Below are 26,189 nucleotides of genomic sequence, written 5' to 3'. Positions count from 1 at the left end.
ATATAATGAAAATTCAATACTTAGGACATGCCTCGCTTGCGATTGAAGCAAACGGCAAACACATTGTTGTTGATCCATTTATTACACCAAATGAATTAGCAAAAAATATCGATTTTGAAACTTTAAAAGCAGATTATATTGTCATTACTCATGCGCATCAAGATCATGTGTATGATGTGGAAGAATTGGCAAAACGTACAGGAGCTTTGATTATTTCGAATGCAGAAATTGCTTCTTATTATTCGGAAAGAGGTTTGAAAGCACACGGAATGAATACGGGCGGTAAATTTAGTTTTGATTTTGGTTCGATTCAATCGACGATTGCATTTCATTCGAGTTCATTTGCTGATGGAACGTATGGAGGAGATCCGAATGGTTACATTATCGAAAGCGAAGGAAAACGTGTTTACATCGCTGGAGATACAGCTTTAACCTATGAAATGAAGTTGATCCCAGATACAATTGGACAACTTGATTTAGCAATTTTACCAATCGGAGATAACTTTACGATGGGTGCAAAAAGTGCTTCTATTGCGGCAGAATATGTACAAGCAACTAAGGTTTTGGGTTATCATTACGATACATTTCCGCCAATTAAAATTGATAAAGCAGAAGCAAAATCTATTTTCTTTTCGCGCCATATTCAATTGATTTTATTAGAAATTGGTGAAGATTTAACAGTTTAATAAATTCTTTCCAACATATAAAAGCTCGAGATTATCTCGAGCTTTTTTTATTATTCTCCAATGTGAATATTATTTTTTTTCAAAATTTCCATAAATTTTTCTTCTTGATTATTCTTTTTCATCGCTTGATATGCAACCGAAATTACCGTTTCTGCATCCGATCTGTATGGCGAATTATTCTCAATGTATTTATTATAAGCTTTGCACATGTAATCTAACCCTTTTTCATATTCTTTAAGATCAACGATATACAAATGACCTAAACCGTAAAAAGTTTCAGGATTGTTTGGATAAATATCTGCAAACTTTTCATAGGCTTCTATTGCCGCAGTATAATTTTTTTGATGTATATAAGCCACTGCAATATTTTGTAATGGCATAGCGCCATAAGGATTGATTTGCAAAGATTTTTGATAAGCTTCTATTGCCTCATCATATCGTTCCAATCTTCTCAAATTTACCCCAAGATTATCCCACGCATAATAAAACTTCGGATCTTCTTTAACCGCATTTGCAAAAAATTCTGCTGCAGATTTCCAATTACTTTCCTTTACAGCTTTCAAACCTTCAGAATAATAATCCAAAGCTTTTCTATTTTCAGAAGGAATTTCATTTTCTAATCCAATTTCACTTGAAGCGATAATATCTCTAAAATTATCGCAATTATCGAATAAATCTGACTCGATTGCTCTGTAATATTTTAGATATTCTCCACTTTTTTCGTTTGTATCAATATTAATTTTGATTTCTTTTTTATCCTTTTTCTTTTTCTCGTTTGTTTCAATTGGAATAGCACTTAATTTATCAATCATCTGAAAAGCCAGCACTTCTTCATCAATACAAGATTTGATTTTGTCATAAAGCTCTTTTCGATTATATAATTGGTTTTGTTCTATTTTATGAAAACATTCGCAACTATTTTTAACAGCATTTGCCTTAAATTTATCAAAATCCGATTTTTTTTCTTGTGCAATAACATTGCTTGCAGAGATTAAACTTATAATTAAAATGTAAAATTTATTCATAATGAGTATTAATGTTTAGATAAATATACAATTTAATCGATTCAGTGGTAAAATAATACGATTCTAAATCCTATTGATAATAATTAATCTTTCTCATTCGATTATCTTTGCCGCAATTATTCGATAAAATTTATGATTACAGTTAATGATATTGCCGTTCAATTCGGTTCTTCAACGTTGTTTAGTGGAGTTAGTTTTGTGATAAACGAAAATGACAAAATTGCCTTAATGGGTAAAAATGGTGCAGGAAAATCTACTTTACTTAAGATTGTTGCAGGAATCAATAAACCTTCTTTGGGAAATATTTCAGCACCAAAAGATGCGGTAATTGCTTATTTGCCACAACATTTGTTGACAGAAGATAATTGTACTGTTCGTGAAGAAACGTCAAAAGCTTTTGCCGAATATTTATCAATGAAAAATGAAATTGATGAATTAAATGAGCAATTAACTGTACGAACTGATTATGAAAGTGATGATTATATGAAGCTAATCGAGCGTGTTTCAGAAGTTAGTGAAAAGTTTTATTCGATAGAAGAAGTGAATTACGAAGCCGAAGTGGAAAAGGTTTTGAAAGGAATGGGATTTGCGCAAGAAGATTTGGATCGATCAACTTCTGAGTTTTCGGGAGGTTGGCGTATGCGAATCGAATTGGCTAAAATTCTTTTACGTAAACCAGATTTAATTTTATTAGATGAGCCAACAAACCACTTGGATATCGAATCAATTCAATGGTTAGAAGATTTCTTGAAAAATCAAGCCAAAGCTGTTATGGTGATTTCGCACGACCGTACATTTGTCGATAATATTACGAATCGTACTATTGAAGTGACAATGGGACGAATTTATGATTACAAAGCCAAATATTCTGACTATTTAGTGTTGCGTCAAGATCGTAGAATTCATCAGCAAAAAGCCTATGATGAGCAACAAAAATTCATTGCTGAAAATAAATTATTTATCGAACGTTTTCGTGGAACTTTCTCTAAAACTGAACAAGTTCAATCGCGCGTTCGAATGTTAGAAAAGTTAGATATTATCGAAGTTGATGAAGTTGATACTTCAGCTTTGAAATTGAAGTTTCCAGCAGCAGCACGTTCTGGACAATATCCTGTTGTAGTCGAAAATTTAGATAAATCATATGGCGATCATATTGTGTTTAAAGATGCGAATATGGTCATCGAGCGAGGACAAAAAGTAGCGTTGGTTGGAAAAAATGGTGAAGGAAAATCAACAATGATTAAAGCAATTATGAATGAAATTGATTTCGATGGAAAATTAGAAATCGGTCATAATGCCCAAATCGGATATTTCGCTCAAAATCAAGCCGCTTTACTAGATGAAGATTTAACTATTTTCGAAACTGTAGACCGAATTGCTGAAGGTGATATCAGAACGCAAATCAAAAGTATTTTAGGCGCATTTATGTTCAAAGGTGATGATATCGATAAGAAAGTAAAAGTGCTTTCTGGTGGAGAAAAAACACGTTTGGCAATGGTAAAATTACTGTTGGAGCCTTATAATGTCTTGATTTTAGATGAGCCAACAAATCACTTGGACATGAAAACAAAAGATATTATAAAAGATGCATTGAAAGAATTTGAAGGAACGGTAATTTTAGTTTCCCACGATCGTGATTTCTTAGATGGGTTGGCAGAAAAAGTTTTCGAATTTGGGAACAAACGTGTCAAAGAACATTTCGAAGATATCAAAGGTTTTCTTGCAACAAAGAAAATGGAAAACTTGAAAGAAATAGAAAAATAAATTCAATTTTAGATATACAAAAAATCCTTAAAATGAGTTTTAAGGATTTTTTTAATGTTTCAAATTACCTTTACATTTAAAGAGATTACGGACTTTCTATTATGAATATTGAATACTACAAGCCGAAAAATAAAATTTTACAAAAATATGTAGATGGGTATTATTTTATAAAAGAGGATAAACAATCTGGAAGTGTAGAATATGAGACATTTCCGAATAATAATTTTTTTTATACAATCAATAAAAATACCATTGTGAAAGAGGAAAAAGAGAATATTTTTCTTAGTTCTTCTAACGATAATACAATTATTGGTTCTTTGGTTTTGAGTTATTCGAAGCCGATGAGAATTTTTTATACACATTTGTTCGACGAAATTACGATTTGTTTTAAACCATTAGGAATATTTCATTTTGATGTAACTGATTTTAATTCAGAAAGTAAAAAGACATTAAATGATTATAATTTGTTTGAAGATATAACAGATTTTTCTGCCAAATTATTTGATTTAACGATGAATGAACAGGCAATTGAGTTAGAAAAATATTTGATTTCAAAGTTGATAGAAGTTGATTTATCTTTTATGGAAAATATAATTAGAGATGTTGAAAATGAAATTAAAATTGAAGATATTTCAACTAAATATTCAATTTCAAGGCAATATTTGAATCGAATTTTCAAGAAACATTTAGGAAAATCTCCTTCAGAATATAGAAAAGTATATCGATTCAGAAACTCTTTACTCAATAAAAAAGAAAGTAAAAATTTAACTGAATTGTCATCAAATGATTATTACGATCAATCACATTTTATCAAAGATTTCAAATCAATCACAAAACTAAAACCAAATCAATTTTTTAAAGAAGTAGATTTAGAAAAGGACACACTTTTGAAATTTTTTGATTAGTTTACATTCTTACAATTTTGAATCTTTTTATTAAAATATTTTAGCCAATAAATTATTTTTACATGATCAATAGGAAAAAGATTCACTATTTTACTTATACATTTTGTCGCTATTTTTTAGCAACCATGATTATTTCTTACGCTTTTGCAAAAATTTTTGAAACTCAATTTATATCGCAACCAAGCGTCTATGACAAACCAATAGGAAATCTTTCAGGATTTGAGCTTACGTGGTTTTATTATGGTTATTCATATTGGTATGGTTTAATCATCGCCTCAACCCAAATTATCAGTTCTTTGCTTTTGTTTTTTAGGCAAACAACAAGAATTGGCATCATTATTTTCTTAACGTTTATGGTTAATATTTTGCTGATGGATTTTGCTTATGATATTGATGGAGCAAAAGGAATGGCAGTCGTTTTAACGATGATGGCGTTATTTGTTTTTCTGTCAGATTATAAGGAATTGATTAAATACTTTATAAAAACTCCTCCTTTGTTTGAAGAAGAAAGAACGGTTAAAATCAATAAAATAAGTAAACTGAAATTTATTTATATTCCTCTAGTTTTTATTGGATTCTTTGTTTTGATTATAACGTTAAAAGATAAATTTTTAAGCCAAAATCAGTTTTTTGGAGCTTGGGAAAATGTAGAAAATAATGAAAGAATTTATTTTGAATCTGCAAATACATTTCAAAAAGTGAATAATTCTACATTTAAACCAATTAATTCAGGAATGTATGATTTTGAAAAAGATTCAATTTATTTAAAAGGAATACAAGAGGAAAATCAAACTCCTGAAATTATTCTTAAAGGAAAGTTTAATATCCATAATAATGTATTGAAAATAGAGACTGCTAAAGGAGTTGAAATTTATAAAAGAATTAGATAAAACGAAAAATCCACTCAACTGAGTGGATTTTTTTATGCTTGTTTTTTCACGAACTTCGTTAAAATAACGATTAATTGTCCGTCAACTTTTCCTTCAATTTGTTCGGTATTATCATGAACTAAACGAATATTTCGTACAGCAGTTCCAATTTTTGCATTGATAGAAGAACCTTTTACGTCCAAATCTTTAATCAATGTCACCGTATCCCCATTCACCAAAATATTTCCGTTGCTATCCTTGTGCAAATCAACACTTCCGTCACCTTCGTGATCACCAGATGCTTTTGCCCACTCCATATTTTCGTCATCCAAATACATCATATCCAAAGCATCAGCAGCCCAAGATTCGTTACGAAAACGATTCAACATTCGCCATGAAAGCACTTGTACGGCAGGAACTTCGCTCCACATAGAAGAAAGTAAAAATGATTCCCAAAATGAAGTATCTAATTCCTCTTTCTTTTCAATTTGGTTGATACATTTTTGTGTAATGTAGACATTTCGATCAGGATTACTACTCGCATCAGGATTCACTTCATAAATAGCCAAATTTTCTGTAACTCGCGTCAATTCGCATTGGTTACCACTTCTTTCTTGTAAAAATGTATCTAATTTCATGTATTGATTTTAAAACTTTTGCAAAGATAACCTTTATTTAGAATTTAAACTTTTGAGGTATTTTAATCAGAATTATTTAAATTCGTTAAGAATAAAATTCAACCTTAAAATATGTTAGTAAAGAAAAACTCGGGCGAGTTAATCCCATATGATCCAAAAGCTTTAAAACGTTCGTTAACGAAATCTGGTGCAAAAAAAGAGGAAGTTGAAGAAGTTTTCGAATTAGTTTCGAAAGATCTTTACGATGGAATTCCGACCAGAGAATTGTATCGCATTGCTTTTGCTCATCTCAAAAATTATAGAAATTCGTATGCAGCGCGTTATAGCCTAAAACGAGCTTTGAGAGATTTGGGACCAGAAGGATATTATTTTGAAAAGTGGATTGGAAGAGTAATGCAAGCAGCAGGATATCAATCGTTGCATTCTGAAATTGTACAAGGAAATGCGGTAACGCACGAAATTGATGTGGTGGCTTCTAAAGGAGATCAATTGCTTTTCTGTGAATGTAAATTCAGAAATGACGAAGATGCCAAAATTTCGGTGACAACGCCGATGTATTTTTTATCGCGAATGAAAGATGTAGAAAGCCATACGTATCATTTTTTTGGACGAGATATGAAACCAACAAAAGGTTTCTTGGTAACGAATGCGTATTTAACGACGGATAGTATAGATTTTGCAAATTATTATGGAATTGGATTGATTTCTTGGGATTATCCTGAAACAAATAGTATCAAATATTTGGTTGATAATGCGGCTTTGTATCCAATTACATGTTTAACGACTTTGACGCCAGAGCAAGAAAAAGTTCTTTTGTCAAAAGAATGTATTTTGGTGAAAGATTTACAACAAAATAATAAGTTTTTAGATTCATTGAACTTGTCTCAAGAACAACGAAACGAAGTTTTGGAAGAAACGAATGAATTGTTAGAAATCGAGAATTTCACGTGCGAAATTGCTTAAACTGAAATAAAAAAGAAGCTCAATATTGAGCTTCTTTTGCTTTATAATTCTTTAAAAATTTCAAAACTATCTTTGTGATCGCACCAAAATTCATCCAAATTAATCATTCGATCTTTTAGGAACGGAATAATCTGTGGCCAATCGGTTTCTCTAAAAATACTAATGTTTTCTAAACGCATTTTTATCGTCGAAATCATTTTTCCATCTTCATCATAATCTTCTTTTGTCCAAATCCATTTTTCGCCAAGATAACTTTCCAAAACATTTTCATATTCCTCAAACTGTTCATAAATCATCAGTTGAACGGACGGATCTGGATGCGAAATCTCTATCGAAACCTCCGCAAACTTGCGTTCGACATCTGTTCTAAAATAAACACCTTTTACATCCGTTTTGTAATTTATCCAATTAATACGCGTTCCTTCGGCATTCATCTGCAATTTCATATACGTTCCATACGAAATCCAAAAATCCTTTTTTATGCGATAAGCATCTTCTTTTGAAAACAAATTGATTATTTTTTTACAAAAATCGGTTTAATATTCTATTCAACAAAATTTCGAGAAAAATAGCTTGGATTGATTCTTGTTCTATTACATTTGAATAAATATTTTTAAAAAATAAATATGAAACTATTTTCTTTCCTAGGTTTAATGGGAATTTTGGCTTTTTCTACTGTAAATGCACAATCTGTAGAAACGGTAAAATATGAAGCTTTACACGAAAAAATAGCAAATTATAAAGATCAAGTTGTGGTGGTTAATTTTTGGGCAACATGGTGCGCGCCTTGTGTAGAGGAGATTCCAGCGTTTATGGAAATTAATGAAAAATATAAAGACAATCCTAATTTCAAGATGTTGTTGGTTTCGTTAGATCGACCAAAAATTATCGATAAAGTAAAGAAATTTATGCTTGACAATAAGACAAATGCAGAAGTTGTTTTGTTGGATGATACCAAACGAATGAATGAATGGATTCCGTCATTTGATCCGAAATGGGCAGGAAATATTCCTGTAACAATCATTTATAATAAAGGCGAGAAAAAGGTTTTCCATGATCAAGCCATGACAAAATTTGAATTAGAAGATTACATTACCGAATATCTTAATTAAACGATAAAACTCCTGAAAATACTTTTAGGAGTTTTTTATTTTTTGTAAGTTTATACTAACATAAAACTACAAAAATGAATAAAAAACATATTAGAAAAGATGTTATTCAACATTTAATTCAATTGAAACAAAATGAAATTGATGCGTTAAAAGAATCTGAACGAATTTATGCTGAAGGAGCAGATTTAGACGAAGAATCAAGTTTAGAGTTAGATGATTTTGCACAACAAAGTCAGTCGACAGATGCAGCGAGAAGTTTACGAGTTCGTATCAATCAAGCAACTGAAGATTTAGAAAATTTTAAAGCGTTAAAACCTGAATTGGTTGACGAAATTACAGAAGGAAATGTTGTGTTTACAGATAAAGTGAATTTTGTAATTGGTTTATCTTTCAAAGATTTTGAATGGGAAAATAAAAAGTTTGTTGGAATTAGTACACAAGCGCCTATTTTTGATGCTTTAGTTGGAAAACGAGCTGGAGATAAATTAGAATTTAATGGAATCAATTATACCATAGAAGAAATATTATAACATGCCAAAAATACATACAATCGATCTTAATTTTCAGAATGAAAACGAAGCAATCGCATCTTATTTAATCGAAACTGAACAAGGACCAATCTTGGTTGATCCAGGGCCATATTCAACTTTTGAAAATTTGAAAGCGGGAATTGAAGCGTTAGGTTGGCGAGTAATCGATATCGAAAATATCTTAATTACACATATTCATTTTGATCACGCTGGTGCTGCGTGGAAATTTACAGAACATGGCGCAACAATTTTCTTAAATCCGATTGGTTTACCACATCTGAAAAATCCTGAAAAATTGTGGGAATCAGCAAAAATGATTTATGGCGATGATATGGATCGTTTGTGGGGAGAAATGAAACCAATTGACGAAGAATATTTGGTTGGTTTGGCAGATGGACAAAGTGTGGAGTTTGGTGATGCGGTTTTTCAGACTGTTTATACGCCTGGACATGCTGTTCATCACAATGCTTATGTGTTAGATGATGTTATTTTTACAGGTGATGTAGCAGGAGTGAAGATTGAAAACGGACCTGTTGTGCCGCCTTGTCCGCCGCCAGATATTAATATTGAATTGTGGAAAGAATCGATTGCTAAATTGAGAAAAATTAATGCAAAAGGAATTTATCCGACGCATTATGGTTATCACGAAGATTTAGAAAATCATTTTGATCAATTAGAAAAATCGTTGGATGATTGGTCAAATTATATCAAACCAATGTATGATGATCAAATTCCGAACGAAGAAATTGTGCCTGTTTTTGTCGATTATGTCACAAAAAATTATAAAGATTTAGGTTTGACAGAAGATCAAATTCAGGTGTATGAATATGCCAATCCATGCTGGATGTCTGTTAATGGACTAATGCGTTATTGGAAATTAAAAGAACAAGGAAGATTATAAAACGAAAAGCTGTCAAATTTTGACAGCTTTTTTTATTCTATTTTTAATTCATATTGTTCAACCAAAATATTTCCCGTAGAATTTAAAATTTCAGTTCCAAATTCAAACGAAGATAAATAGACGTTTTGTCCAATATAATCTCGTTTATTCATCTCATTTATCAACTCCATCACATTTACTTTTCCCGAAGTTCGTTTTTCTTTTCGCACAAAAGCAATATAATCCCAGCTTGTATTCAAATCTTTTTTAATAATATGACCTCTGTAAATATCATATTGTCCAAATGTGGTTATTACATTTCCTACTTTTTTGCCAAATGGCTTGAATTTATTGTAATCTTCCCAAATCATTACTTCAATTCCGATGGTTTGTAGAGCGACTTTTGGCGAATTGTGTAACCAAAAATCAAAAGCTAAATTATATTTTTTGTCATTAACCTCTAACTTCGTTTTATAGTCAACTTCAAATGTTTTTACCTCATTTATATTCTTGAAATAATTATCAGTTTTGATGTCAGTTAAATTAAACCAAGCACTTTCTCCAAACCAAATTTCAGGATAACCCACCACGCCATATTTCTTGCCAGGCGTTTGCCATTTCCAACCAGCTGCTGTGTCAGTTGCGAAAATTGTTTGCGAATAAACACCTTTTTTTATTTTGTGTTCGCCCCATTTATTATTGTTAATTTCATATTTCTGCCATTTTATGGTCGCTCCATTTTCTGACTTTTCTTGATTAGATTGTTGACTAAAACTAAGAATCGAAAAAGAGAATAATAAAATATTTAAAAGTTGTTTCATCATTTATGCTAATTAAAAAAGGATGCAAAAGCATCCTTGTAAAAATATGAAATTGTGATGATTATAATCGAATTAATTTGTCTTTTGCAACTTGATAATCTACTAATAAGTCGTCAAAAACTTCTGCAACTGTCGGAATAGAATCTATTAATGACGAAACTTGACCAATTTCTAATTCTCCATTCACCAAATCACCTTCAAACATTCCTTTTTTAGAACGTCCTCTACCCAAAAGCTCTTTCAATTCTTCTGCGGTTGTACCTTGTTGATATTTTTCTTGAACTTGAGTATAAAATTCGTTTTTAATTAATCGAACAGGTGCCAATTCTTTCAATGTAAGTTGTGTGTCACCTTCTTGTGCATTTACAATCACATCTTTGAAAGCTTGATTCGCAGACGATTCTTGCGTTGCGGCAAAACGAGAACCAATTTGTACACCATCTGCACCTAAAGCAAATGCTGCCAAAATTTGAGAACCTGTTCCAATTCCTCCAGCAGCAATTAATGGAATATCGATTTGACGTTTTACATTTGGAATAAGACAAAGTGTAGTCGTTTCTTCTCTGCCATTATGTCCGCCAGCTTCAAAACCTTCTGCCACGACAGCATCGACACCTGCATCTTGCGATTTTTGTGCAAATTTGGCACTACTGACAACATGAGCAACAGTTATTCCTTCTTTTTTTAAAGTTTCTGTCCACGTTTTTGGATTTCCAGCAGAAGTAAAAACAACTTTTACATCTTCCTCCACAATAATCTGCATAATTTCTTCAATATTTGGATAAAGCATTGGAACATTAACGCCAAAAGGATGATTTGTAGCAGCTTTACACTTCTTTACATGTTCGCGCAAAACATCAGGATACATGCTTCCAGCACCTATTAAACCTAGTCCTCCAGCATTACTTACAGCTGACGCTAATCGCCAACCACTATTCCAAATCATACCACCTTGAATAATTGGATATTTTATTGCAAATAATTTTGTTATATTCGTGTCCATTTTCGTTATATTTAGGCATAAAATTAAATAAATATAGAGAACGAAAAAATTTAATTTTAACATAAATACTGACAGTTTGACTTTGGCAGATTATTTGATTTGCAAAAAATCAAATTTTAGAAAATAAATTAGAGTTTAATTGTCTCTACTAATAATAAAAAATATAAGCTATGTATTGGACTTTAGAATTAGCATCTTATTTAAGTGATGCACCTTGGCCAGCAACAAAAGATGAATTAATTGATTACGCAATTCGTACTGGTGCACCTTTGGAAGTTGTAGAAAACTTACAATCTATTGAGGATGAGGGAGATTCTTACGAAAGCATTGAAGAAATTTGGGCTGACTATCCAACGGATGACGATTTCCTTTGGAACGAGGACGAATATTAAAAATAAAAAAGCCCAAATTGGGGCTTTTTTCGATTCTATAATCTATAACTAACATAGTTAACGTATATTTGCATCTTAATTAGTCTCAAATATATTGTGGCTAATTTTGACGAAGAACGCAGAAAAATATGAATATTTTAAACAAAATTTTACAAGGTTTCTTAGGTGATAAGAATGCCAAAGATGTAAAAGAATTACGAAAATATGTTGACTTAGCGAATGAAGCTGGTCAAAAGCTTAGTTCATTAACAATTGATGAATTAAGAGAAAAAACAGATGGATTTAAAGCTCAATTAGTTGAAGCTACAAAAGATCTTAAAGCTCAAATTGAAGAGTTAAAAAAACAAGTTGAGGAAACAGAAGATTTTGGTGTAAAAGAAGATTTATACGCTAAAATCGACAAAATCAATAAAGAAGCTTACGAAATAGAGGAGAAGATTTTATTAGAAATCTTACCAGAAGCTTTCGCAGTAATGCGAGAAACAGGGAAACGTTTTACTGAAAACGAAATATTAGAAGTGACAGCTTCTGAGTTTGATAAAGTTTTGGTAAATCGTGGACACGATTTCGTTTCTCTTAAAGATGATAACACTGCAATCTGGAAAAACTCTTGGGATGCAGCTGGTCGTCAAGTAACATGGGATATGTCTCATTACGATGTTCAGTTTATTGGTGGTACGGCTTTACACTTAGGTCGTATTGCGGAGATGCAAACAGGGGAAGGTAAAACGTTGGTTGCAACTTTACCAATTTACTTAAATGCATTAACAGGTCGTGGAGTTCACTTAGTAACGGTGAATGATTACTTGGCAAAACGAGATATGGCGTGGATGCGTCCTATTTTCTCTTTCCATGGTTTATCAGTAGATTGTATCGATAATCACCAACCAAACTCTCCAGGACGTCGTGATGCGTATGCATCTGATATTGTTTATGGAACAAATAACGAATTTGGTTTCGATTATTTACGTGACAATATGGCAAACACTCCAGATGCTTTGGTACAACGTGAATTAAATTTTGCGATTGTCGATGAGGTCGATTCAGTTTTAATTGATGATGCTCGTACACCATTGATTATTTCTGGTCCAGTTCCACAAGGAGATCGTCACGAATTTGATGTATTAAGACCAAAAATTGATCGTTTATATCAAATGCAACGTGAGATGTTAGGAAAAACATTAAACGAAGCAAAAACATTATTCAAACAAGGAGATTTAAAAGAAGGTGGTTTCAAATTATACCAAGTTTACCGTGGTTTACCAAAATACAAACCATTAATCAAATTCTTATCTCAAGATGGTATTCGTGCTCAATTACAAAAAACAGAAGCGCATTTTATTCAGGATAATAACCGTGAAATGCCAAAAGTTGATGAGCATTTATACTTTGTAATTGATGAAAAACAAAATCAATCAGATTTAACAGATAAAGGAATCGAGTATTTGTCTAAAGGAATGGAAGATGAGAATTTCTTCATTTTACCAGATGTTTCGACAAATATTGGAGCGATTGAAAATTCAGGAAAAACGAAAGAAGAAATTCTTCAAATGAAAGAAGAATTTTTCCGTGACTTCTCAATCAAATCTGAGCGTATTCATACATTAAGCCAATTGTTAAAAGCATATACATTATTCGAAAAAGATATCGAGTATGTAGTGGTGGAAGGTGAAGTGAAAATCGTTGACGAATCGACAGGTCGTATTATGGATGGTCGTCGTTATTCTGATGGATTGCACCAAGCAATTGAAGCGAAAGAGAATGTAAAAATTGAAGCAGCGACACAAACGTTTGCAACAATTACATTACAAAACTATTTCCGTATGTACAACAAGTTAGGAGGTATGACTGGTACAGCGGAAACTGAGGCAGGTGAGTTCTGGGAAATTTACAAATTAGATGTTGTTTCTATTCCAACAAACCGTCCAATTTTACGTCATGATAGAAATGATATTGTTTTCAAAACAAATCGTGAAAAATATAAAGCAGTAATCGAGGAAATTGTTCGTTTATCTCAAGATGACAAACGTCCAGTTTTAGTTGGTACAACCAATGTTGAGATTTCTGAATTATTATCAAAAGCATTAAAATTACGTGGAATCAATCACAATGTTTTAAATGCAAAATTACACAAAAGCGAGGCTGACATTGTAACAGAAGCTGGTAAACCAGGAGCTGTAACTATTGCAACGAATATGGCTGGTCGTGGTACCGATATTAAATTAATCCAAGAAGTTAAAGAATCTGGAGGTTTAGCAATTATTGGTACAGAGCGTCACGATTCTCGTCGTGTAGACCGTCAGTTACGTGGTCGTGCTGGTCGTCAAGGAGATCCAGGATCATCTCAATTTTTCGTTTCATTAGAAGATTCATTAATGCGTTTATTCGGTTCAGAAAGAATTGCAAAATTAATGGACCGTATGGGACACAAAGATGGTGATGTGATTGAGCATTCTATGATTACAAAATCTATCGAGCGTGCGCAGAAAAAAGTAGAGGAAAATAACTTCGGTATTCGTAAACGTTTGTTAGAGTACGATGATGTAATGAACAAACAACGTGAGGTAATTTACAAACGTCGTCACAATGCATTGTTTGGAGATCGTTTGGAAGTTGATATTGCAAACATGATTTATGATGTTGCAGCTTCTGTTGTAAAATCAAACAAAGATTTCGAAGATTTTGGTCAATATGAATTAGATTTAATTAAATTCTTTACAATGGGAACTCCTGTTACAGAAGATGAATTTAGATCTAAATCAATCAAAGATTTAACAAATATTACGTATGACGCTGCTGTAGCAGATTACAAAGCGCGTATGAAATATGTTGCAGAAACAGCTTTCCCAGTAATTTCGAATGTTTTCGAAAATCAAGGACATATGTTCTCTCGTATTCAAGTGCCATTTACAGACGGAATTCGTCAAATGACAGTTGTTTGTGATTTGAAAGAAGCATACGAATCTCAAGGTAAAACTTTAATCAAAGATTTCGAAAAATCAGTTGTATTAAGTTTGATTGATGATAACTGGAAAGAACATTTACGTGATGTTGATGATTTACGTAAAACGTCTCAAAATGCGGTTTATGAGCAAAAAGATCCGTTGGTTGTTTACAAACAAGAATCTTTCCATATTTTCCAAAGAATGTTGGATACAGTGAATAAAGAAATCATTTCGTTCTTATTCAAAGGAGAATTACCAAATACGCAAAAAGAAGAATCTGTAGAGGAAACTGAATCAGTAAACTAAAAAGATTTTTTTATATAACTTTTAACCCTTTCTGAAATTTTCGGAAAGGGTTTTTTAGTACTTTTACTTTTTAATTGTAATTTATGATTAAGAATATAGCTATAACATTTATAAGCATTCTTATTTTTACAATAAGTTGTACTGTTAAAGAATATAGAAAAGTAGTAATTCCGTATTCAATTAACAATAGATCTGATTTAATGTCTTGGAAGTTAAAAGGAATTATTGACTCAGCTTTTAGAATGGAATCAGATGCTTTTAGAGATTTTATAGTGTTATCTAATACTGTCGAAGGAGAAAGTGCTTATGATTTAGGTTATGTATTAACGCAAATTATTTATATGATTGGAGAAGATGAGTTTTTAAAAACTATAAATAATTTAACAAATGATGAAAAAGCAATACTAATTAGTTTTATTAATGTTGGACTTGAATACGGTGATAATGATTATGATAATATCCAAGACAACAAAAGAATTGAAGATGAATTTCCTTTGATTCAACAAAAATTAATAAAAAAATAAAATTTTAAACAAATGAAATTTGCATACTTACACGGCTACCAAGGTTTTGTAACAGATGAAAAGAGAGAATATTTAGACTCTTTGGGAGAATGTTACGCACCATCAATTGATTACGATAATGCACCAACTTTGATTCAAGATTTGGTAGAACATTTTACAAAAGAACCAATCGAATTTATTGCAGGAACAAGTTTAGGCGGAATGATAAGTTATTATTTGGGATTATTATTAAATGTTCCAGTTTTGATGTTTAATCCTGCTGTAATTGCGGTAGAACGTTTAAAACCATTTTTGCCAGAACAATTATTAAGAGGAGTTCCAACAAAATCTAATTTAATTTTTACAGGTTTAAAAGATGATGTGATCGAACCAAAATTTCAGATTGAATTTGTAGAAAATCTTCAAAAACAAAACGGGAATATCGAACAAATTTTCGATGCTGAAATGACACATTTAATCACATTAGAAGAATTCGAAAAAGCGTTTGAAACTTTTTTAGAGAAGTGATAATATAAAAAGGTGAATATCATTTTAATTAAATGATGTTCACCTTTTTTAATATATTAAATTCTTTATTTTTTCTTAAAATTATGAGATATATTTCCCCAAAATAAAAATTCATCTTTATGAGTAAAATCTTTTGGAGAATTAACAAGACTTGGAAAAAAATCTGCATCAGACCACAATCCAAAAAAATCACCTTCTACATTAGCTGAAGATCCATTCGTTTTAGAAATGATATTAAAAGCAAAGTAATTTCTGTAGACATGGAATGTGTTAGTTTTTTTATCAACTTTACCGAAAACAAATTCTAATGTATCATAATTTACAATTAATAAGTCGTTTTTATATGCACTTTTTAGTCGTTCAACTTCATCATCAATACTTGTAATAATTACAGAATCTTTTTTCAATTCAATACTTTTGTATGGACTTTCATTATATGTAGGCCAATGTGTTTTTAGAAAATTTAAGGCTTCTGAGGGATGATTTTCTCCGTCTGGCCCTTTATAATACTTGTAATCTGTAAAAGGACTAGTATTAGTATATGTATATATTCCATTAACAGTAGGTGAATCTTCTACGGGAATGATAATTTCGTCTTCGTTGCACGAAATAATTGCAAATAAACCCAAAATAGCTATTAATTTTTTCATAATGTTAATTTAGTTTTTTATAAAAATAGAAAAATAAAATAGATGATAAACAAAAAAGCGAACCAATTGGTTCGCTTTTTTGTTTAATATCATTTTTTTTACAATCCCAACATTTTAGGACCTTGTTCGAAAACAACATCAACTGGAATATTTTTAGTTTTCAAGACATCTAAATCTTTTTGTAAATCGTCGTGAATAATTCCTTTATCAGCATATAATTTTTTTACACCATCATAATCTCCATTTCCTTGAAGTGTCAAAATTAATTCTGATAAACCATTCATTGCTTTTTCCATTTTAGCAACATTTACTTTGTAACGACCATTTGGAGTTTTTTCGAAAGCACCATTTTCAGCAAAATAGTTGAACGCAATCATATTCGCTTGCCCATGAGCAGAACTCGCCCCAAAACGAACTGAACGTAAAATTCCAGCCAAGAAAGTAACAAAATAATCTTCTTGTGTTCCTGTCAATTCACCTTTTTTTAATAATTGATTGACCATATACAAACCAAGAATATCAGCTTTTCCTTCTTCTAAAGCAGAATTAGCTTCTTTCAAAGCATCACGAACAGAACCTTTTCCATTCACCGTATTTTTGATTCCTAAACCATGCGCCACTTCGTGAAACATAACATTAGAAAAGAATGCATCAAATTTGATGTTTTTCCGTTGGCTTTCATCAATCAAAGCAGTTGCAATAGGCGCTAGAATTTTATCAAATTTTGCTTTCATAGCATTTTTTAATTGCAAACGACGCGTTCCTTTTTCCAGTTGAACTTTTTCATCATTTGGCAAATTAATCGCAATTGTTTTTCCGGCAGCGTTACAATCTCCCGCATAATACACAACATCATAGGCATTAAGATCAGAATCAGTTCCAGGAACTTCTTTTTTGTAGTTTGCAGAAACAGGTAAATTCTTCTGTAATTCTGGTAAATATTGAACAAATTTTGCCAATTTCTTCGACCATTCAATATCTTTTACTAAAATATATGCAGAATATGAAGTTTTGTATCCAAATAATTGATCTTCATAATTTTCGATCGGACCAACAACCATATCAATGTTTGCATTTTTCATGTCCATCCAAGCTAAATCACTTGCATAGAAATCATCGCTCATCAAAGCTGCAGCGCGTAATTTTAAATATTTTTTAAGTCCAGCATCTTCTGCTAATTCAGAAGCTTTTGTCAAATATTCAGCGGCTTTTGATAATTGATTTTTAAAGTTTTCGTTGTATGGAATCGAATATAATTTTCCTTCGCGATTACGACGAATAATAGAGTAGGGCGATTTACCATCTTTAATATTTGCTTGTTCAAATTCCTCTTTCGTCATATCAATAGGATAGAAAGTTGCACCAGCAGGTTTTGCTCCAATACCGTTTATAAAAGGCGCTTCGTTATTCAATCTATCCCAAGGACCATAGTTTATTTTTGCATATTCTTTGGCTTCACCTTTCGTTTCGTCCATCAAATCTATTTTAGCTCCATAAGCTTGTTGCCAAAATAAATCATCCATAATATCAGCTGTCTTGAACATTAAACGTAAAATTTCTTTTTCGTTTTGTGTCAAATGCGAAATATCTGTTGTTAACGGAACCTTTGCGTATGATTGATATGCATATTCTTTTGTCACTTCTGTTGAGGTTTGAGCTGTTTCTGCTGCTGTTTTTTGCGTAGAACAAGACATCAATATTGATGTTAAAGCAATAGATCCCAATATTATTGATTTTTTCATTAAATGAATTTTTACGTAATGTAAATTTAAGGATTATATTCGATGATTTCTTGACCTAAAATTGGAAAAATATGGTTTTGATTTGTTTTTTCATAAATGTACAAACCAGTCATTTCACCAAATGCAGGCATAATTAGAATATTATTTTCTAAATAAAAACAAGGCAAACGATAAGATTGTCTAGCTCTTCCTTTTATAGCAATTCCAGGGTGATGATGACCAATGATATTTAATTGATGAGGTTCAATTTTTGACTTTTCATGTGTAAAAATTAAATCTTCAATCTGATAGAATTTTACAACAAATAGATTTTCTAAATGGTAAAAAGCTTTAGGTAAAATATCATGATTGCCTTTGGTTAAAATAAATTCAATTTGATAATTTATTTGAAGAAATTCGACAAAATCAAACCAATCGTTATTTAGTTCACTATGGAATAAATCGCCTAAAAGTATGATACGTTTTAAGTTGAATTGATTAATTAATTCTTGAATTAACCTATACTCTTTTTGACTTGTAACCTGTGGTAAAAATGCTCCATTTTTTCTGAAATGCTCTATTTTTCCCAAATGCCAATCTGCAATAACCAAGGTTTTGTGTTCTGGTAAAAGCATTAACTTTTGTGGTAAAAAATGAATTTTAGTCGAATGATAACTCCATTCAAACGGATTATACATTAGTCAAATCGTCTTTTAATCTTTTTAATCTTGTTTCCCAATCTTCATTCGAGTAACGTTCTCGGAATGATTCTGCAAAGATAGGAAATGCAAACGGAGTTAATTTTGAAGGTTTTCTTAAAATTATTTCATGACTTTCAATTCGTTCAAAAGCTTGTTGCATTCTACCTCTTTCTAGTTGAAAATCGTAGACTTCATCATAAGCTTGTCGGTACAATAAATTCTCGGGTTCATAATCCTGAAAAACACTAAAAAATAAAGATGCATTTGCTTGAAGATGTTTTGTTTTCATCGATTTACCAGGATAACCATTAAATATCAAGCCAGAAATACTTGCAATATCTCTAAATTTTCTTCTTGCCATTTCTTCCAAATTAACGCCTTGCGCAATATCTTCACTCAGATTTTTTACTTCAAACAATTCAAATAAATAATCTTCGATTGGAAATTCTTGATCACTTAACAATTCAAATCCATAATCATTGGACGAAATACTAAATGTCATAGGTTGTATTTGACTGATTCGATATGCAATAATTGCTGCCATTCCTTCGTGAACCAATTTTCCTTCGTAAGGATAAACCAATAAATGATAGCCATGTTTTGTATGAATATATTCTACCAATAATTCATTCTCTTTAGGTAAATAAGATTTATTTTTTTGTTCTACAAACAATGGATGTAAAAATCGTAATTCTTCATATTTTCTTGAAATTCCCTTATCCACTTCATCAAACATATGACGAATTGCTTCTCCATAGTTTTGCGATATTCCGAATCGTCCACCCATCCAAGACGGAATAGTTCCTTTTTTCTTTTTTGAAGGTTTGACAATAACTTCGTTGTATTTTATTTGTTGAACTTCTAAAGGTCTGCCAGAAAACCAAAATGCTTCGCCTTCCTTTAATCTACTTATGAAGCTTTCTTCTACTGATCCTAAATATTTTCCGCTAAATAATTTAACTTTCATCATTAGATTAGATACAATTGCTCCGATCGATAAACGATGTTGCATTGCTATTTTTCGTGAAGCCGGTTTGTATAATCCATCTTCTTCATCTTTAATTAATTTATGAAACTCATCATAGGCAGTTAAAGACTTTCCTCCATGGGTTAATAAAGCCAAACATTGCATATATTCTTCATAAGAAACACTTTGATAAGCATGTGTTTGTAAGATTTGATTGTACAATAATTTGACATTCAAACCTTCACCAACAGCCAAAGTCATCATGTATTGTATCAATAAATCAAAACTTCTTATGTAGGGAATACGTTCTTCTATAAATTGATTTTGAATGGCATATTTGATGGATGATCCTTCCATAATTTCCAAAGAATGCGTAGGAAGAAAATAGATTTTTGAAGTTTCACCAGGTCGATGACCTGATCGTCCCGCGCGTTGGAGAAATCGAGCAATTCCTTTTGCAGAACCAATTTGAATGACACAATCAACAGCACGAAAATCTACTCCCAAATCTAAACTAGAAGTACAAACTACAGCTTTCAAAATTCCTTTGTGTAGAGCATCTTCTACCCAAAATCGAAGTTCATCACTTAAAGAACCATGATGCAAAGCAATTTGTCCTGCAAAATCAGGATGATGTTCAATTAATTTTTGATACCAAATTTCTGCTTGAGAACGTGTATTAGTAAACAATAATGTGGATTGATGTTCTAAAATAATCGGAATAACTTTATTGATTAATCTAATTCCTAAATGACCTGCAGATGGGTATTTTTCAACATTATCTGGAAAAATAGTTTTGACTTCTATTTTCTTTTTGATGTTTGATTTAATTAAAGTTGATTCTTGGTGTGGAATTAAAATTTCTTTGGCTTGTTCTAAATTTCCAATCGTTGCAGAAATTCCCCAAATTTTAAGATTTGGATTTAATTCGCGAAGTGTTTGAATGGCTAATTCCATCATTACACCACGTTTAGAACCTAATAAGTCGTGCCATTCATCAACAACAATAAATTCTAAATTTTCGAAAAATTTTCTCCAATTCTTTGTCGCTAATAACAAATGAACACTTTCTGGTGTTGTAATTAAAGCTTCGGGCGAATTTTTAATTTGTTTTTGACGAGCAGAAGTCGTTGTATCTCCAGTTCGTAATTCGATTCGATAATCTAACTCTAATTCATCTGAAACACGATTTGTTGCCAAATAAATTTCTTTTGATAAGGCACGCAAAGGTGTAATCCAAAGGGTGTGTAAACCTTTCCGATTAGATTTCTTTTTTACACTTTTGTTATAATAATAATCTAAAATTCCGAACCAAATCGCAAATGTTTTACCGTAACCCGTAGGTGCGTTTAATAAACCTGATTCTCCATTCTTGATGGCTTTCCAAGTTTGTTTCTGAAATGGATGAGGTTTCCAATTCTGATTATGGTAAAAAACATCGGCAAAACTGTTCATTAATTTCCGTATTTATTTAAAATGTCATTCAAATCATCTAATGTATTGGCTTCGTTTACACTTTTATCTTCGCGCCAACGAGCAATTCGTGGAAAACGAACCGCTACGCCAGATTTATGTCGTGTACTTTGTGCAATACCTTCAAAAGCAATTTCAAAAACTAATTCAGGTTTTACACTTCGAACAGGACCAAATTTCTCTAGAGTATTACGTTTCACCCAACGATCGACTTTATTGATTTCTAAATCTGTTAATCCAGAATATGCTTTTGCAAAAGGGACCAATTGATCACCATCCCAAACGGCAAACGTATAATCCGTAAATAAATTAGATCGTCGTCCTGAACCACTTTGTGCATATAATAATACGGCATCAATACTCAAAGGATCCGATTTCCATTTGTACCAATTTCCTTTTTTTCGTCCAACTTCATAGGGAGAATTTGATCGTTTAATCATTAAGCCTTCAGCATGATAATTTCTTGCTTCATTTCGGAATTTCAAGGCTTCTTGCCAATCAGAAAAATGCATTTCTTCAGAAAGTAATAAGAGTGGTGAATTGATTTCGGATAAAATTTCGATTAAACGATTTTTTCTTTCTTGTAAAGGTTGTTGTCGAATATCAATTTCTTTATCTTCTAATAAATCATAACACACCATAATCAATGGCGCTTCTTCTAAATATTTCTTCGTTACATTTTTACGACCGATTCTGGTTTGCATTACACTAAAAGGTAAAGGCTTATCATTTTTCCAAGGAATAATCTCTCCATCGATAACAGTTCCATTTGACAATTGATTTTTTAGTAAATCAAATTCAGGAAACTTGTCCGTTAAAACATCTTCACCACGTGACCAAATGTAAATTTGCTCATCTCGAACGATTATTTGACCTCGAATTCCATCTAGTTTTTTCTCTAAAATAAAATCTTTAATATTTTCTGTTTCGAAAAAAGAATCTTCTACAGGATAAGCCAAATAAAAAGGGTAGGGAAGGTGTGTTTTAGATTCAATCGCATTTTGATTAAATAAAGAATCAAATGTAATTTCCAATGGATTCCATTTACCAATGATTAAATGTGAAATAGTTGATGTTTCTTCATTAAGCACTTTTGCTAAAGCACGAACGACTAGAGTTTTTGATACGCCAACACGCAGATTTCCTGTAATTAATTTATTGAAGATAAATAAATCAGTACCGCTTAAATTATTCCAATGATGTAACACATAACTCTTTTGTTCTTCAATTTCCCAATTTTTAGCCTCAGTTAATTCTTGAAAATATTCTTTTAAAGATTTGTTTTCAGATTGATTATGTTGTGTAGGAATTAATAATGCTAATGTTTCAGCTAGATCTCCAACGACGTAATAAGAATCTTCTACCAACCACAATGGAATTCCTGAAAGTTCGGAACACCATTCGCGCAAGTGTGTCGTTTTAAAAGCTCTTTTAGGCTTTAATCCTATTAATAAAGCAATAGAAAATAGCAAATCTTCTTGATTAGTTTCTTGAAAGTAAGTTGTTAAAGCTTCTACTTTAGCATTTGTTTTGGTTGTGCTATCTAAGGCATCAAATAATTCGGCAAATTTTCTCATTCTTCCTCATCATTATCATTAAACAATGTATGTAAAACTTGACCATTCAAACCTAATCCTTCATTAATCCATTTGGTAAACTGAATTTCATAACCATGCGTAACATAAATATTTTCTGCTTCTGAATTTTTAATGGCTTGATTTAAACTTTGAAAATCACAATGATCCGAAAAAACAAAACCTTTATCAACACCACGTCTTCGACGAGCGCCACGCACTTGCATCCAACCACTACAAAACGATTTTTTTGAAGGCCCTAATTTTTTTTGCCAAGCAGAACCATCCGTTGCAGGAGGACAAATAATTAAACTATTTTTAATCAAAGATTTATCAGTTTCTTGAAAAATTGGTTGTGCATTAAAATAGAATCCAACTTTTTCAAAAGCTAGATTAATATTATAAACAGCTGGATGCACATAAATATCGCCAATGGATTGATCGATAGAATTTAAAATAGATTGTGCTTTACCCAATGAATAACACATCACAATTGTATTTAAATCTTGTGCTTGATTTTCTTTCCACCAATCTTCGATTTCTTTAAAAACTTTTAAAGGCGAGTCGAATTGATAAATAGGCAACCCAAATGTTGATTCAGTTATAAAATGATGACATTTCACTGGCTCGTAAGGAGTAGATATTCCATCATCATATAATTTATAATCACCTGTGACCACCCAAATTTCACCTTTGTATTCTAATCGAATTTGAGCTGATCCAATCACATGACCAGCTGGATGAAATGAAACTTTCACACCATTAATATTTATTTCTTTATAATAATCAATGGTTTGAATATTCAAATTTTCTCCCAATAGTAATCGTAAAATAGGTTCTGTATAGGTGTGACATAAATATTTTTGATTTCCCCAACGTGCATGATCAGCATGTGCGTGCGTAATCAAAGCGTGTTTTACTGGCTTCCAAGGATCGATATAAAAATTGCCTTGTGCACAATAAATTCCATTTTCGTTGGTAGAAAGCAATTTCATTACAGTTTATTTTTGAGGACGATCAAAGCCAAAAGTTTCCAATCGAGGTTCATTTTTTCCTAAAATAATGTTACGCAAAACTTGAGCCGCAACCATAGAGAATGTAATTCCATTTCCACCATAGCCAAGTGCAAATAATTTTTTTTCTCCTTTTTTCCACGGTCCCATATATGGTAATCCGTCTTCAGTTGAGCTAAACGTTCCGCACCATGCCATTTCTGTAATAAATTCAATATCCGGATATAAATTTTTGAACTTTCTTTCTAAATTTTTGATTTTATTCCGAAGTAAATCATCTCTTTTTATCGGATCATAAAACTCTTCATCTTCACCTCCAACAATCAAACGATTATCCAAAGTTGTTCGCATATAAAGATATGGTTCGGCAGTTTCCCAAATTAAACTGCGATGCGGCCAAATCATTTTTTTATCAATAGGTTGAGAAATAATTGCGTAAGTAGAAAGTAGAGACATTACTTTTTTCGGTAAGAATTGTCCAGCTTCAAAACCTGTAGCTATGATAACGTATTTACATTTTATAAGATGATTGTGTTCAGATATTAATTCGCAGCCGTCTTTCACTTCTTGAATTTGCTCAATTTTGGTATGCGTAAATAATTTGAGATCATTTTTTTTCTGATGATATTTTAATAAATTTATTGCTCCTTTGTAGGCATCCATCATTGCAGAAGTATCGTTTTGTAGAGCTGCAATCCCGTCAATATTTTGATACTCTTTTAGTTGTTTTGCATCTAAATAATTTACAGGTAAACCAACTTCGGTTCTGATTTCATATTCACGATCTAATAGTTCAACGCCTTGTTTGTTACTAGCCAAAAAAACGGTTGGAACGCGAACAAAATCAGCGTCAACTTTTGTTTTCTTTAAAATATTTTCGATATCAGTTATAGATTGTAAGCAATTGAAATAGGCATCTACAGCAATTTTTTCGGGAACTTTTTTTACAAGATCGCAAAGAGGAGTATCAATCTCATACTGCAATTGAGCAGTAGAAGCACTCGAGCTCCCCGTTCCAATAGTACGTTTATCAAAAATAGCGCAAGAAATTCCTGCCTCACATAATTCATGTGCCACCAACGATCCTGTAATTCCAGATCCTATAATAGCAACATCTATTTTATAATTTTCTCTTAGCGGATTGTAAAGATCAAAAAATTCATTTTTAACAATCCAAAAAGGTAAGCCTGAATGCAAATCCATAGTTAGTAAATTATAATGCTATTTATAGAAAAAAATATACCAAATATGAATTTTTATTATTTTTATTTGATTTTGAATGTTATGAAGTGCTTTAAATTGATTTTTAGTGAATATAAATTGTTGATATAAAAATATTCATAATAAAATTTATATTTTTTTCATTTTGAATAAGCATTTATTTATAGTTGCATATCAAAATATAAAACTTCTTTTGAAATTGAGTCATAATAAATTCTATAATTTGATTGACCTCTTTGAGCTGATAAATATATTATATGATTTTTAGAAGGGGTGAACCAATTTGGTGGATTGTTTAGTTCTGGTAATGGGTCTTTTTTTGGAATAGATTTTTAATTGTTTTTTTACAATTTGTTTATCTATCCATTCTTTTTTTACGTTTAATTTTAAAAATGTTTTGTATTCATAAGACCAATGTGCAGACTCCCAATAATGAGCTTCTAATACTTTTATATTTGTAGAGTCTGGAAAATTACCAAATTGTATTTTGTAGATTTCTTCTTTGGTTGGAGAAAATGATGTTGTAAGTTCAGTGTTATCTCCGTCTTTAGGACTATCATCTACATTATATAAGAATAATATAAATATTAATAATAGAGAAGAAAGAATTAGAAAAATGTATAGTTTCTCTTTATTTCCATCTCTATAATCTTCAATTGCATAATAGATAAAAAAGAGTACAGGAACTACTATTAATAATAAAATAGAGAATAATATCATGTAAATTATTAAGATTTTAATAAAAATAACATTAAATTATTAAATAAAAAAAATCTCAATTTCTACTGAAATTGAGATTTAATCTGGGTGAATGATGGGTCTCGAACCCACGACCTCCGGAACCACAATCCGGCGCTCTAACCAACTGAGCTACAATCACCATTTGGTTTGAATTTCTTTTAAAACTAATTCTAAAGTTCTAGGGTGAATGATGGGTCTCGAACCCACGACCTCCGGAACCACAATCCGGCGCTCTAACCAACTGAGCTACAATCACCA

25 protein-coding genes and 2 tRNA genes are annotated in these 26,189 nt (G+C 31.4%); 12 read left to right on the top strand and 15 right to left on the bottom strand.

Annotated elements, in window-relative coordinates; genetic code table 11:
• The first annotated feature begins 5 nt into the window (after positions 1-5).
• Entirely contained in the window at positions 6-686 is a 681-nt protein-coding gene (locus HXZ74_RS05875) for a metal-dependent hydrolase (protein ID WP_280061679.1), read from the top strand.
• 50 nt (positions 687-736) lie between these two features.
• Here HXZ74_RS05875 and HXZ74_RS05870 read toward each other — a convergent pair whose 3' ends face one another.
• The gene (locus HXZ74_RS05870; RefSeq protein ID WP_280049774.1) at positions 737-1,711 is read right to left on the bottom strand and encodes a tetratricopeptide repeat protein; all 975 of its coding nucleotides are present in this window, start codon (positions 1,709-1,711) and stop codon (positions 737-739) included.
• A gap of 132 nt (positions 1,712-1,843) precedes the next feature.
• On the opposite strand from HXZ74_RS05870, the gene HXZ74_RS05865 reads away from it, so the two are divergent.
• The 3 genes from HXZ74_RS05865 to HXZ74_RS05855 all read left to right on the top strand — a co-directional run bounded on the left by HXZ74_RS05865 (position 1,844) and on the right by HXZ74_RS05855 (position 5,270).
• Positions 1,844-3,475, top strand: coding sequence for an ABC-F family ATP-binding cassette domain-containing protein (locus HXZ74_RS05865; RefSeq protein ID WP_280061680.1), 1,632 nt, complete (start codon positions 1,844-1,846; stop codon positions 3,473-3,475).
• A gap of 101 nt (positions 3,476-3,576) precedes the next feature.
• The gene (locus tag HXZ74_RS05860; protein WP_286474284.1) at positions 3,577-4,380 is read left to right on the top strand and encodes a helix-turn-helix domain-containing protein; all 804 of its coding nucleotides are present in this window, start codon (positions 3,577-3,579) and stop codon (positions 4,378-4,380) included.
• 125 nt (positions 4,381-4,505) lie between these two features.
• Positions 4,506-5,270, top strand: a complete 765-nt coding sequence (locus tag HXZ74_RS05855) for a hypothetical protein (RefSeq protein ID WP_052217565.1) — start codon at positions 4,506-4,508, stop codon at positions 5,268-5,270.
• A gap of 32 nt (positions 5,271-5,302) precedes the next feature.
• Here HXZ74_RS05855 and HXZ74_RS05850 read toward each other — a convergent pair whose 3' ends face one another.
• Positions 5,303-5,887 carry a PhnA domain-containing protein gene (locus HXZ74_RS05850; protein WP_038332200.1) on the bottom strand — a complete coding sequence of 195 codons (585 nt, stop codon included), beginning with the start codon at positions 5,885-5,887 and terminating at the stop codon, positions 5,303-5,305.
• A gap of 111 nt (positions 5,888-5,998) precedes the next feature.
• Here HXZ74_RS05850 and HXZ74_RS05845 point away from each other — a divergent pair, with 111 nt between their 5' ends.
• Positions 5,999-6,850 carry an ATP cone domain-containing protein gene (locus HXZ74_RS05845; RefSeq protein WP_038332197.1) on the top strand — a complete coding sequence of 284 codons (852 nt, stop codon included), beginning with the start codon at positions 5,999-6,001 and terminating at the stop codon, positions 6,848-6,850.
• A 41-nt stretch (positions 6,851-6,891) separates the two neighbouring features.
• On the opposite strand, the gene HXZ74_RS05840 is transcribed toward HXZ74_RS05845, so the two are convergent.
• Positions 6,892-7,359 carry a DUF4268 domain-containing protein gene (locus tag HXZ74_RS05840; protein WP_052217563.1) on the bottom strand — a complete coding sequence of 156 codons (468 nt, stop codon included), beginning with the start codon at positions 7,357-7,359 and terminating at the stop codon, positions 6,892-6,894.
• 117 nt (positions 7,360-7,476) lie between these two features.
• Between HXZ74_RS05840 and HXZ74_RS05835 the strand changes: the two genes are divergently transcribed.
• From HXZ74_RS05835 to HXZ74_RS05825, 3 genes are all read left to right on the top strand, one after another.
• Positions 7,477-7,962 (top strand): TlpA family protein disulfide reductase, encoded by a 486-nt coding sequence (locus HXZ74_RS05835; protein WP_280061685.1) that lies wholly within the window; start codon positions 7,477-7,479, stop codon positions 7,960-7,962.
• Positions 7,963-8,036: 74 nt separating this feature from the next.
• The gene (locus HXZ74_RS05830) at positions 8,037-8,492 is read left to right on the top strand and encodes a hypothetical protein (protein WP_038332187.1); all 456 of its coding nucleotides are present in this window, start codon (positions 8,037-8,039) and stop codon (positions 8,490-8,492) included.
• A 1-nt stretch (position 8,493) separates the two neighbouring features.
• Positions 8,494-9,393, top strand: coding sequence for an MBL fold metallo-hydrolase (locus HXZ74_RS05825; RefSeq protein ID WP_114999717.1), 900 nt, complete (start codon positions 8,494-8,496; stop codon positions 9,391-9,393).
• A 32-nt stretch (positions 9,394-9,425) separates the two neighbouring features.
• Here the strand turns inward: HXZ74_RS05825 and HXZ74_RS05820 are convergent, their stop codons facing one another.
• Complete coding sequence (locus HXZ74_RS05820; RefSeq protein WP_114999719.1) at positions 9,426-10,196, bottom strand: GH12 family glycosyl hydrolase domain-containing protein; 771 nt, start codon at positions 10,194-10,196, stop codon at positions 9,426-9,428.
• Positions 10,197-10,254: 58 nt separating this feature from the next.
• Entirely contained in the window at positions 10,255-11,196 is a 942-nt protein-coding gene (locus HXZ74_RS05815; RefSeq protein ID WP_114999721.1) for an NAD(P)H-dependent flavin oxidoreductase, read from the bottom strand.
• A gap of 170 nt (positions 11,197-11,366) precedes the next feature.
• Between HXZ74_RS05815 and HXZ74_RS05810 the strand changes: the two genes are divergently transcribed.
• The 4 genes from HXZ74_RS05810 (at position 11,367) to HXZ74_RS05795 (ending at position 15,870) form a co-directional block, all read left to right on the top strand.
• Entirely contained in the window at positions 11,367-11,588 is a 222-nt protein-coding gene (locus HXZ74_RS05810) for a DUF2795 domain-containing protein (protein ID WP_019976296.1), read from the top strand.
• A 128-nt stretch (positions 11,589-11,716) separates the two neighbouring features.
• Entirely contained in the window at positions 11,717-14,839 is a 3,123-nt protein-coding gene (gene secA / locus HXZ74_RS05805; RefSeq protein WP_286474281.1) for a preprotein translocase subunit SecA, read from the top strand.
• 83 nt (positions 14,840-14,922) lie between these two features.
• Positions 14,923-15,363, top strand: coding sequence for a hypothetical protein (locus HXZ74_RS05800; RefSeq protein ID WP_280061687.1), 441 nt, complete (start codon positions 14,923-14,925; stop codon positions 15,361-15,363).
• Between the two features lie 12 nt (positions 15,364-15,375).
• Complete coding sequence (locus HXZ74_RS05795) at positions 15,376-15,870, top strand: YqiA/YcfP family alpha/beta fold hydrolase (protein WP_280061688.1); 495 nt, start codon at positions 15,376-15,378, stop codon at positions 15,868-15,870.
• A gap of 65 nt (positions 15,871-15,935) precedes the next feature.
• Here HXZ74_RS05795 and HXZ74_RS05790 read toward each other — a convergent pair whose 3' ends face one another.
• From HXZ74_RS05790 to HXZ74_RS05745, 10 genes are all read right to left on the bottom strand, one after another.
• Positions 15,936-16,520 carry a hypothetical protein gene (locus HXZ74_RS05790; protein WP_038332172.1) on the bottom strand — a complete coding sequence of 195 codons (585 nt, stop codon included), beginning with the start codon at positions 16,518-16,520 and terminating at the stop codon, positions 15,936-15,938.
• Positions 16,521-16,618: 98 nt separating this feature from the next.
• Complete coding sequence (locus HXZ74_RS05785) at positions 16,619-18,262, bottom strand: DUF8614 domain-containing protein (RefSeq protein WP_280061689.1); 1,644 nt, start codon at positions 18,260-18,262, stop codon at positions 16,619-16,621.
• A 26-nt stretch (positions 18,263-18,288) separates the two neighbouring features.
• Positions 18,289-18,939, bottom strand: coding sequence for a ligase-associated DNA damage response endonuclease PdeM (gene pdeM / locus HXZ74_RS05780; RefSeq protein ID WP_280061690.1), 651 nt, complete (start codon positions 18,937-18,939; stop codon positions 18,289-18,291).
• Positions 18,932-21,364 (bottom strand): ligase-associated DNA damage response DEXH box helicase, encoded by a 2,433-nt coding sequence (locus HXZ74_RS05775; protein WP_280061691.1) that lies wholly within the window; start codon positions 21,362-21,364, stop codon positions 18,932-18,934. The genes pdeM and HXZ74_RS05775 overlap by 8 nt, the downstream gene beginning before the upstream one ends.
• Positions 21,364-22,959, bottom strand: a complete 1,596-nt coding sequence (locus HXZ74_RS05770) for an ATP-dependent DNA ligase (RefSeq protein WP_286474279.1) — start codon at positions 22,957-22,959, stop codon at positions 21,364-21,366. The genes HXZ74_RS05775 and HXZ74_RS05770 overlap by 1 nt, the downstream gene beginning before the upstream one ends.
• Positions 22,956-23,951, bottom strand: coding sequence for a ligase-associated DNA damage response exonuclease (locus HXZ74_RS05765; RefSeq protein WP_114999731.1), 996 nt, complete (start codon positions 23,949-23,951; stop codon positions 22,956-22,958). Before HXZ74_RS05765 ends, HXZ74_RS05770 begins: the two co-directional genes overlap by 4 nt.
• A 6-nt stretch (positions 23,952-23,957) precedes the next feature.
• Positions 23,958-25,172 carry an NAD(P)/FAD-dependent oxidoreductase gene (locus HXZ74_RS05760; RefSeq protein ID WP_114999732.1) on the bottom strand — a complete coding sequence of 405 codons (1,215 nt, stop codon included), beginning with the start codon at positions 25,170-25,172 and terminating at the stop codon, positions 23,958-23,960.
• A gap of 282 nt (positions 25,173-25,454) precedes the next feature.
• Positions 25,455-25,910, bottom strand: a complete 456-nt coding sequence (locus tag HXZ74_RS05755; protein WP_286474274.1) for a hypothetical protein — start codon at positions 25,908-25,910, stop codon at positions 25,455-25,457.
• Positions 25,911-25,995: 85 nt separating this feature from the next.
• A tRNA-His gene (locus HXZ74_RS05750) sits at positions 25,996-26,071 on the bottom strand.
• Between the two features lie 41 nt (positions 26,072-26,112).
• A tRNA-His gene (locus HXZ74_RS05745) sits at positions 26,113-26,188 on the bottom strand.
• Position 26,189: the final 1 nt, after the last annotated feature.

The organism is Empedobacter sp. R750 (assembly GCF_030324345.1).
Classification (GTDB): domain Bacteria; phylum Bacteroidota; class Bacteroidia; order Flavobacteriales; family Weeksellaceae; genus Empedobacter; species Empedobacter falsenii_C.
The sequence above is the reverse complement of the archived record's forward strand: the minus strand, read 5'-3'. Positions and strand labels throughout refer to the sequence as shown.

Coding starts and splice junctions, on each gene's coding strand:
- HXZ74_RS05875 (WP_280061679.1), top strand. CDS start 6: ATGAAAATTCAATACTTAGGACATGCCTCGCTTGCGATTGAAGCAAAC.
- HXZ74_RS05870 (WP_280049774.1), bottom strand. CDS start 1,711: ATGAATAAATTTTACATTTTAATTATAAGTTTAATCTCTGCAAGCAAT.
- HXZ74_RS05865 (WP_280061680.1), top strand. CDS start 1,844: ATGATTACAGTTAATGATATTGCCGTTCAATTCGGTTCTTCAACGTTG.
- HXZ74_RS05860 (WP_286474284.1), top strand. CDS start 3,577: ATGAATATTGAATACTACAAGCCGAAAAATAAAATTTTACAAAAATAT.
- HXZ74_RS05855 (WP_052217565.1), top strand. CDS start 4,506: ATGATTATTTCTTACGCTTTTGCAAAAATTTTTGAAACTCAATTTATA.
- HXZ74_RS05850 (WP_038332200.1), bottom strand. CDS start 5,887: ATGAAATTAGATACATTTTTACAAGAAAGAAGTGGTAACCAATGCGAA.
- HXZ74_RS05845 (WP_038332197.1), top strand. CDS start 5,999: ATGTTAGTAAAGAAAAACTCGGGCGAGTTAATCCCATATGATCCAAAA.
- HXZ74_RS05835 (WP_280061685.1), top strand. CDS start 7,477: ATGAAACTATTTTCTTTCCTAGGTTTAATGGGAATTTTGGCTTTTTCT.
- HXZ74_RS05830 (WP_038332187.1), top strand. CDS start 8,037: ATGAATAAAAAACATATTAGAAAAGATGTTATTCAACATTTAATTCAA.
- HXZ74_RS05825 (WP_114999717.1), top strand. CDS start 8,494: ATGCCAAAAATACATACAATCGATCTTAATTTTCAGAATGAAAACGAA.
- HXZ74_RS05820 (WP_114999719.1), bottom strand. CDS start 10,196: ATGATGAAACAACTTTTAAATATTTTATTATTCTCTTTTTCGATTCTT.
- HXZ74_RS05815 (WP_114999721.1), bottom strand. CDS start 11,196: ATGGACACGAATATAACAAAATTATTTGCAATAAAATATCCAATTATT.
- HXZ74_RS05810 (WP_019976296.1), top strand. CDS start 11,367: ATGTATTGGACTTTAGAATTAGCATCTTATTTAAGTGATGCACCTTGG.
- secA (WP_286474281.1), top strand. CDS start 11,717: ATGAATATTTTAAACAAAATTTTACAAGGTTTCTTAGGTGATAAGAAT.
- HXZ74_RS05800 (WP_280061687.1), top strand. CDS start 14,923: ATGATTAAGAATATAGCTATAACATTTATAAGCATTCTTATTTTTACA.
- HXZ74_RS05795 (WP_280061688.1), top strand. CDS start 15,376: ATGAAATTTGCATACTTACACGGCTACCAAGGTTTTGTAACAGATGAA.
- HXZ74_RS05790 (WP_038332172.1), bottom strand. CDS start 16,520: ATGAAAAAATTAATAGCTATTTTGGGTTTATTTGCAATTATTTCGTGC.
- HXZ74_RS05785 (WP_280061689.1), bottom strand. CDS start 18,262: ATGAAAAAATCAATAATATTGGGATCTATTGCTTTAACATCAATATTG.
- pdeM (WP_280061690.1), bottom strand. CDS start 18,939: ATGTATAATCCGTTTGAATGGAGTTATCATTCGACTAAAATTCATTTT.
- HXZ74_RS05775 (WP_280061691.1), bottom strand. CDS start 21,364: ATGAACAGTTTTGCCGATGTTTTTTACCATAATCAGAATTGGAAACCT.
- HXZ74_RS05770 (WP_286474279.1), bottom strand. CDS start 22,959: ATGAGAAAATTTGCCGAATTATTTGATGCCTTAGATAGCACAACCAAA.
- HXZ74_RS05765 (WP_114999731.1), bottom strand. CDS start 23,951: ATGAAATTGCTTTCTACCAACGAAAATGGAATTTATTGTGCACAAGGC.
- HXZ74_RS05760 (WP_114999732.1), bottom strand. CDS start 25,172: ATGGATTTGCATTCAGGCTTACCTTTTTGGATTGTTAAAAATGAATTT.
- HXZ74_RS05755 (WP_286474274.1), bottom strand. CDS start 25,910: ATGATATTATTCTCTATTTTATTATTAATAGTAGTTCCTGTACTCTTT.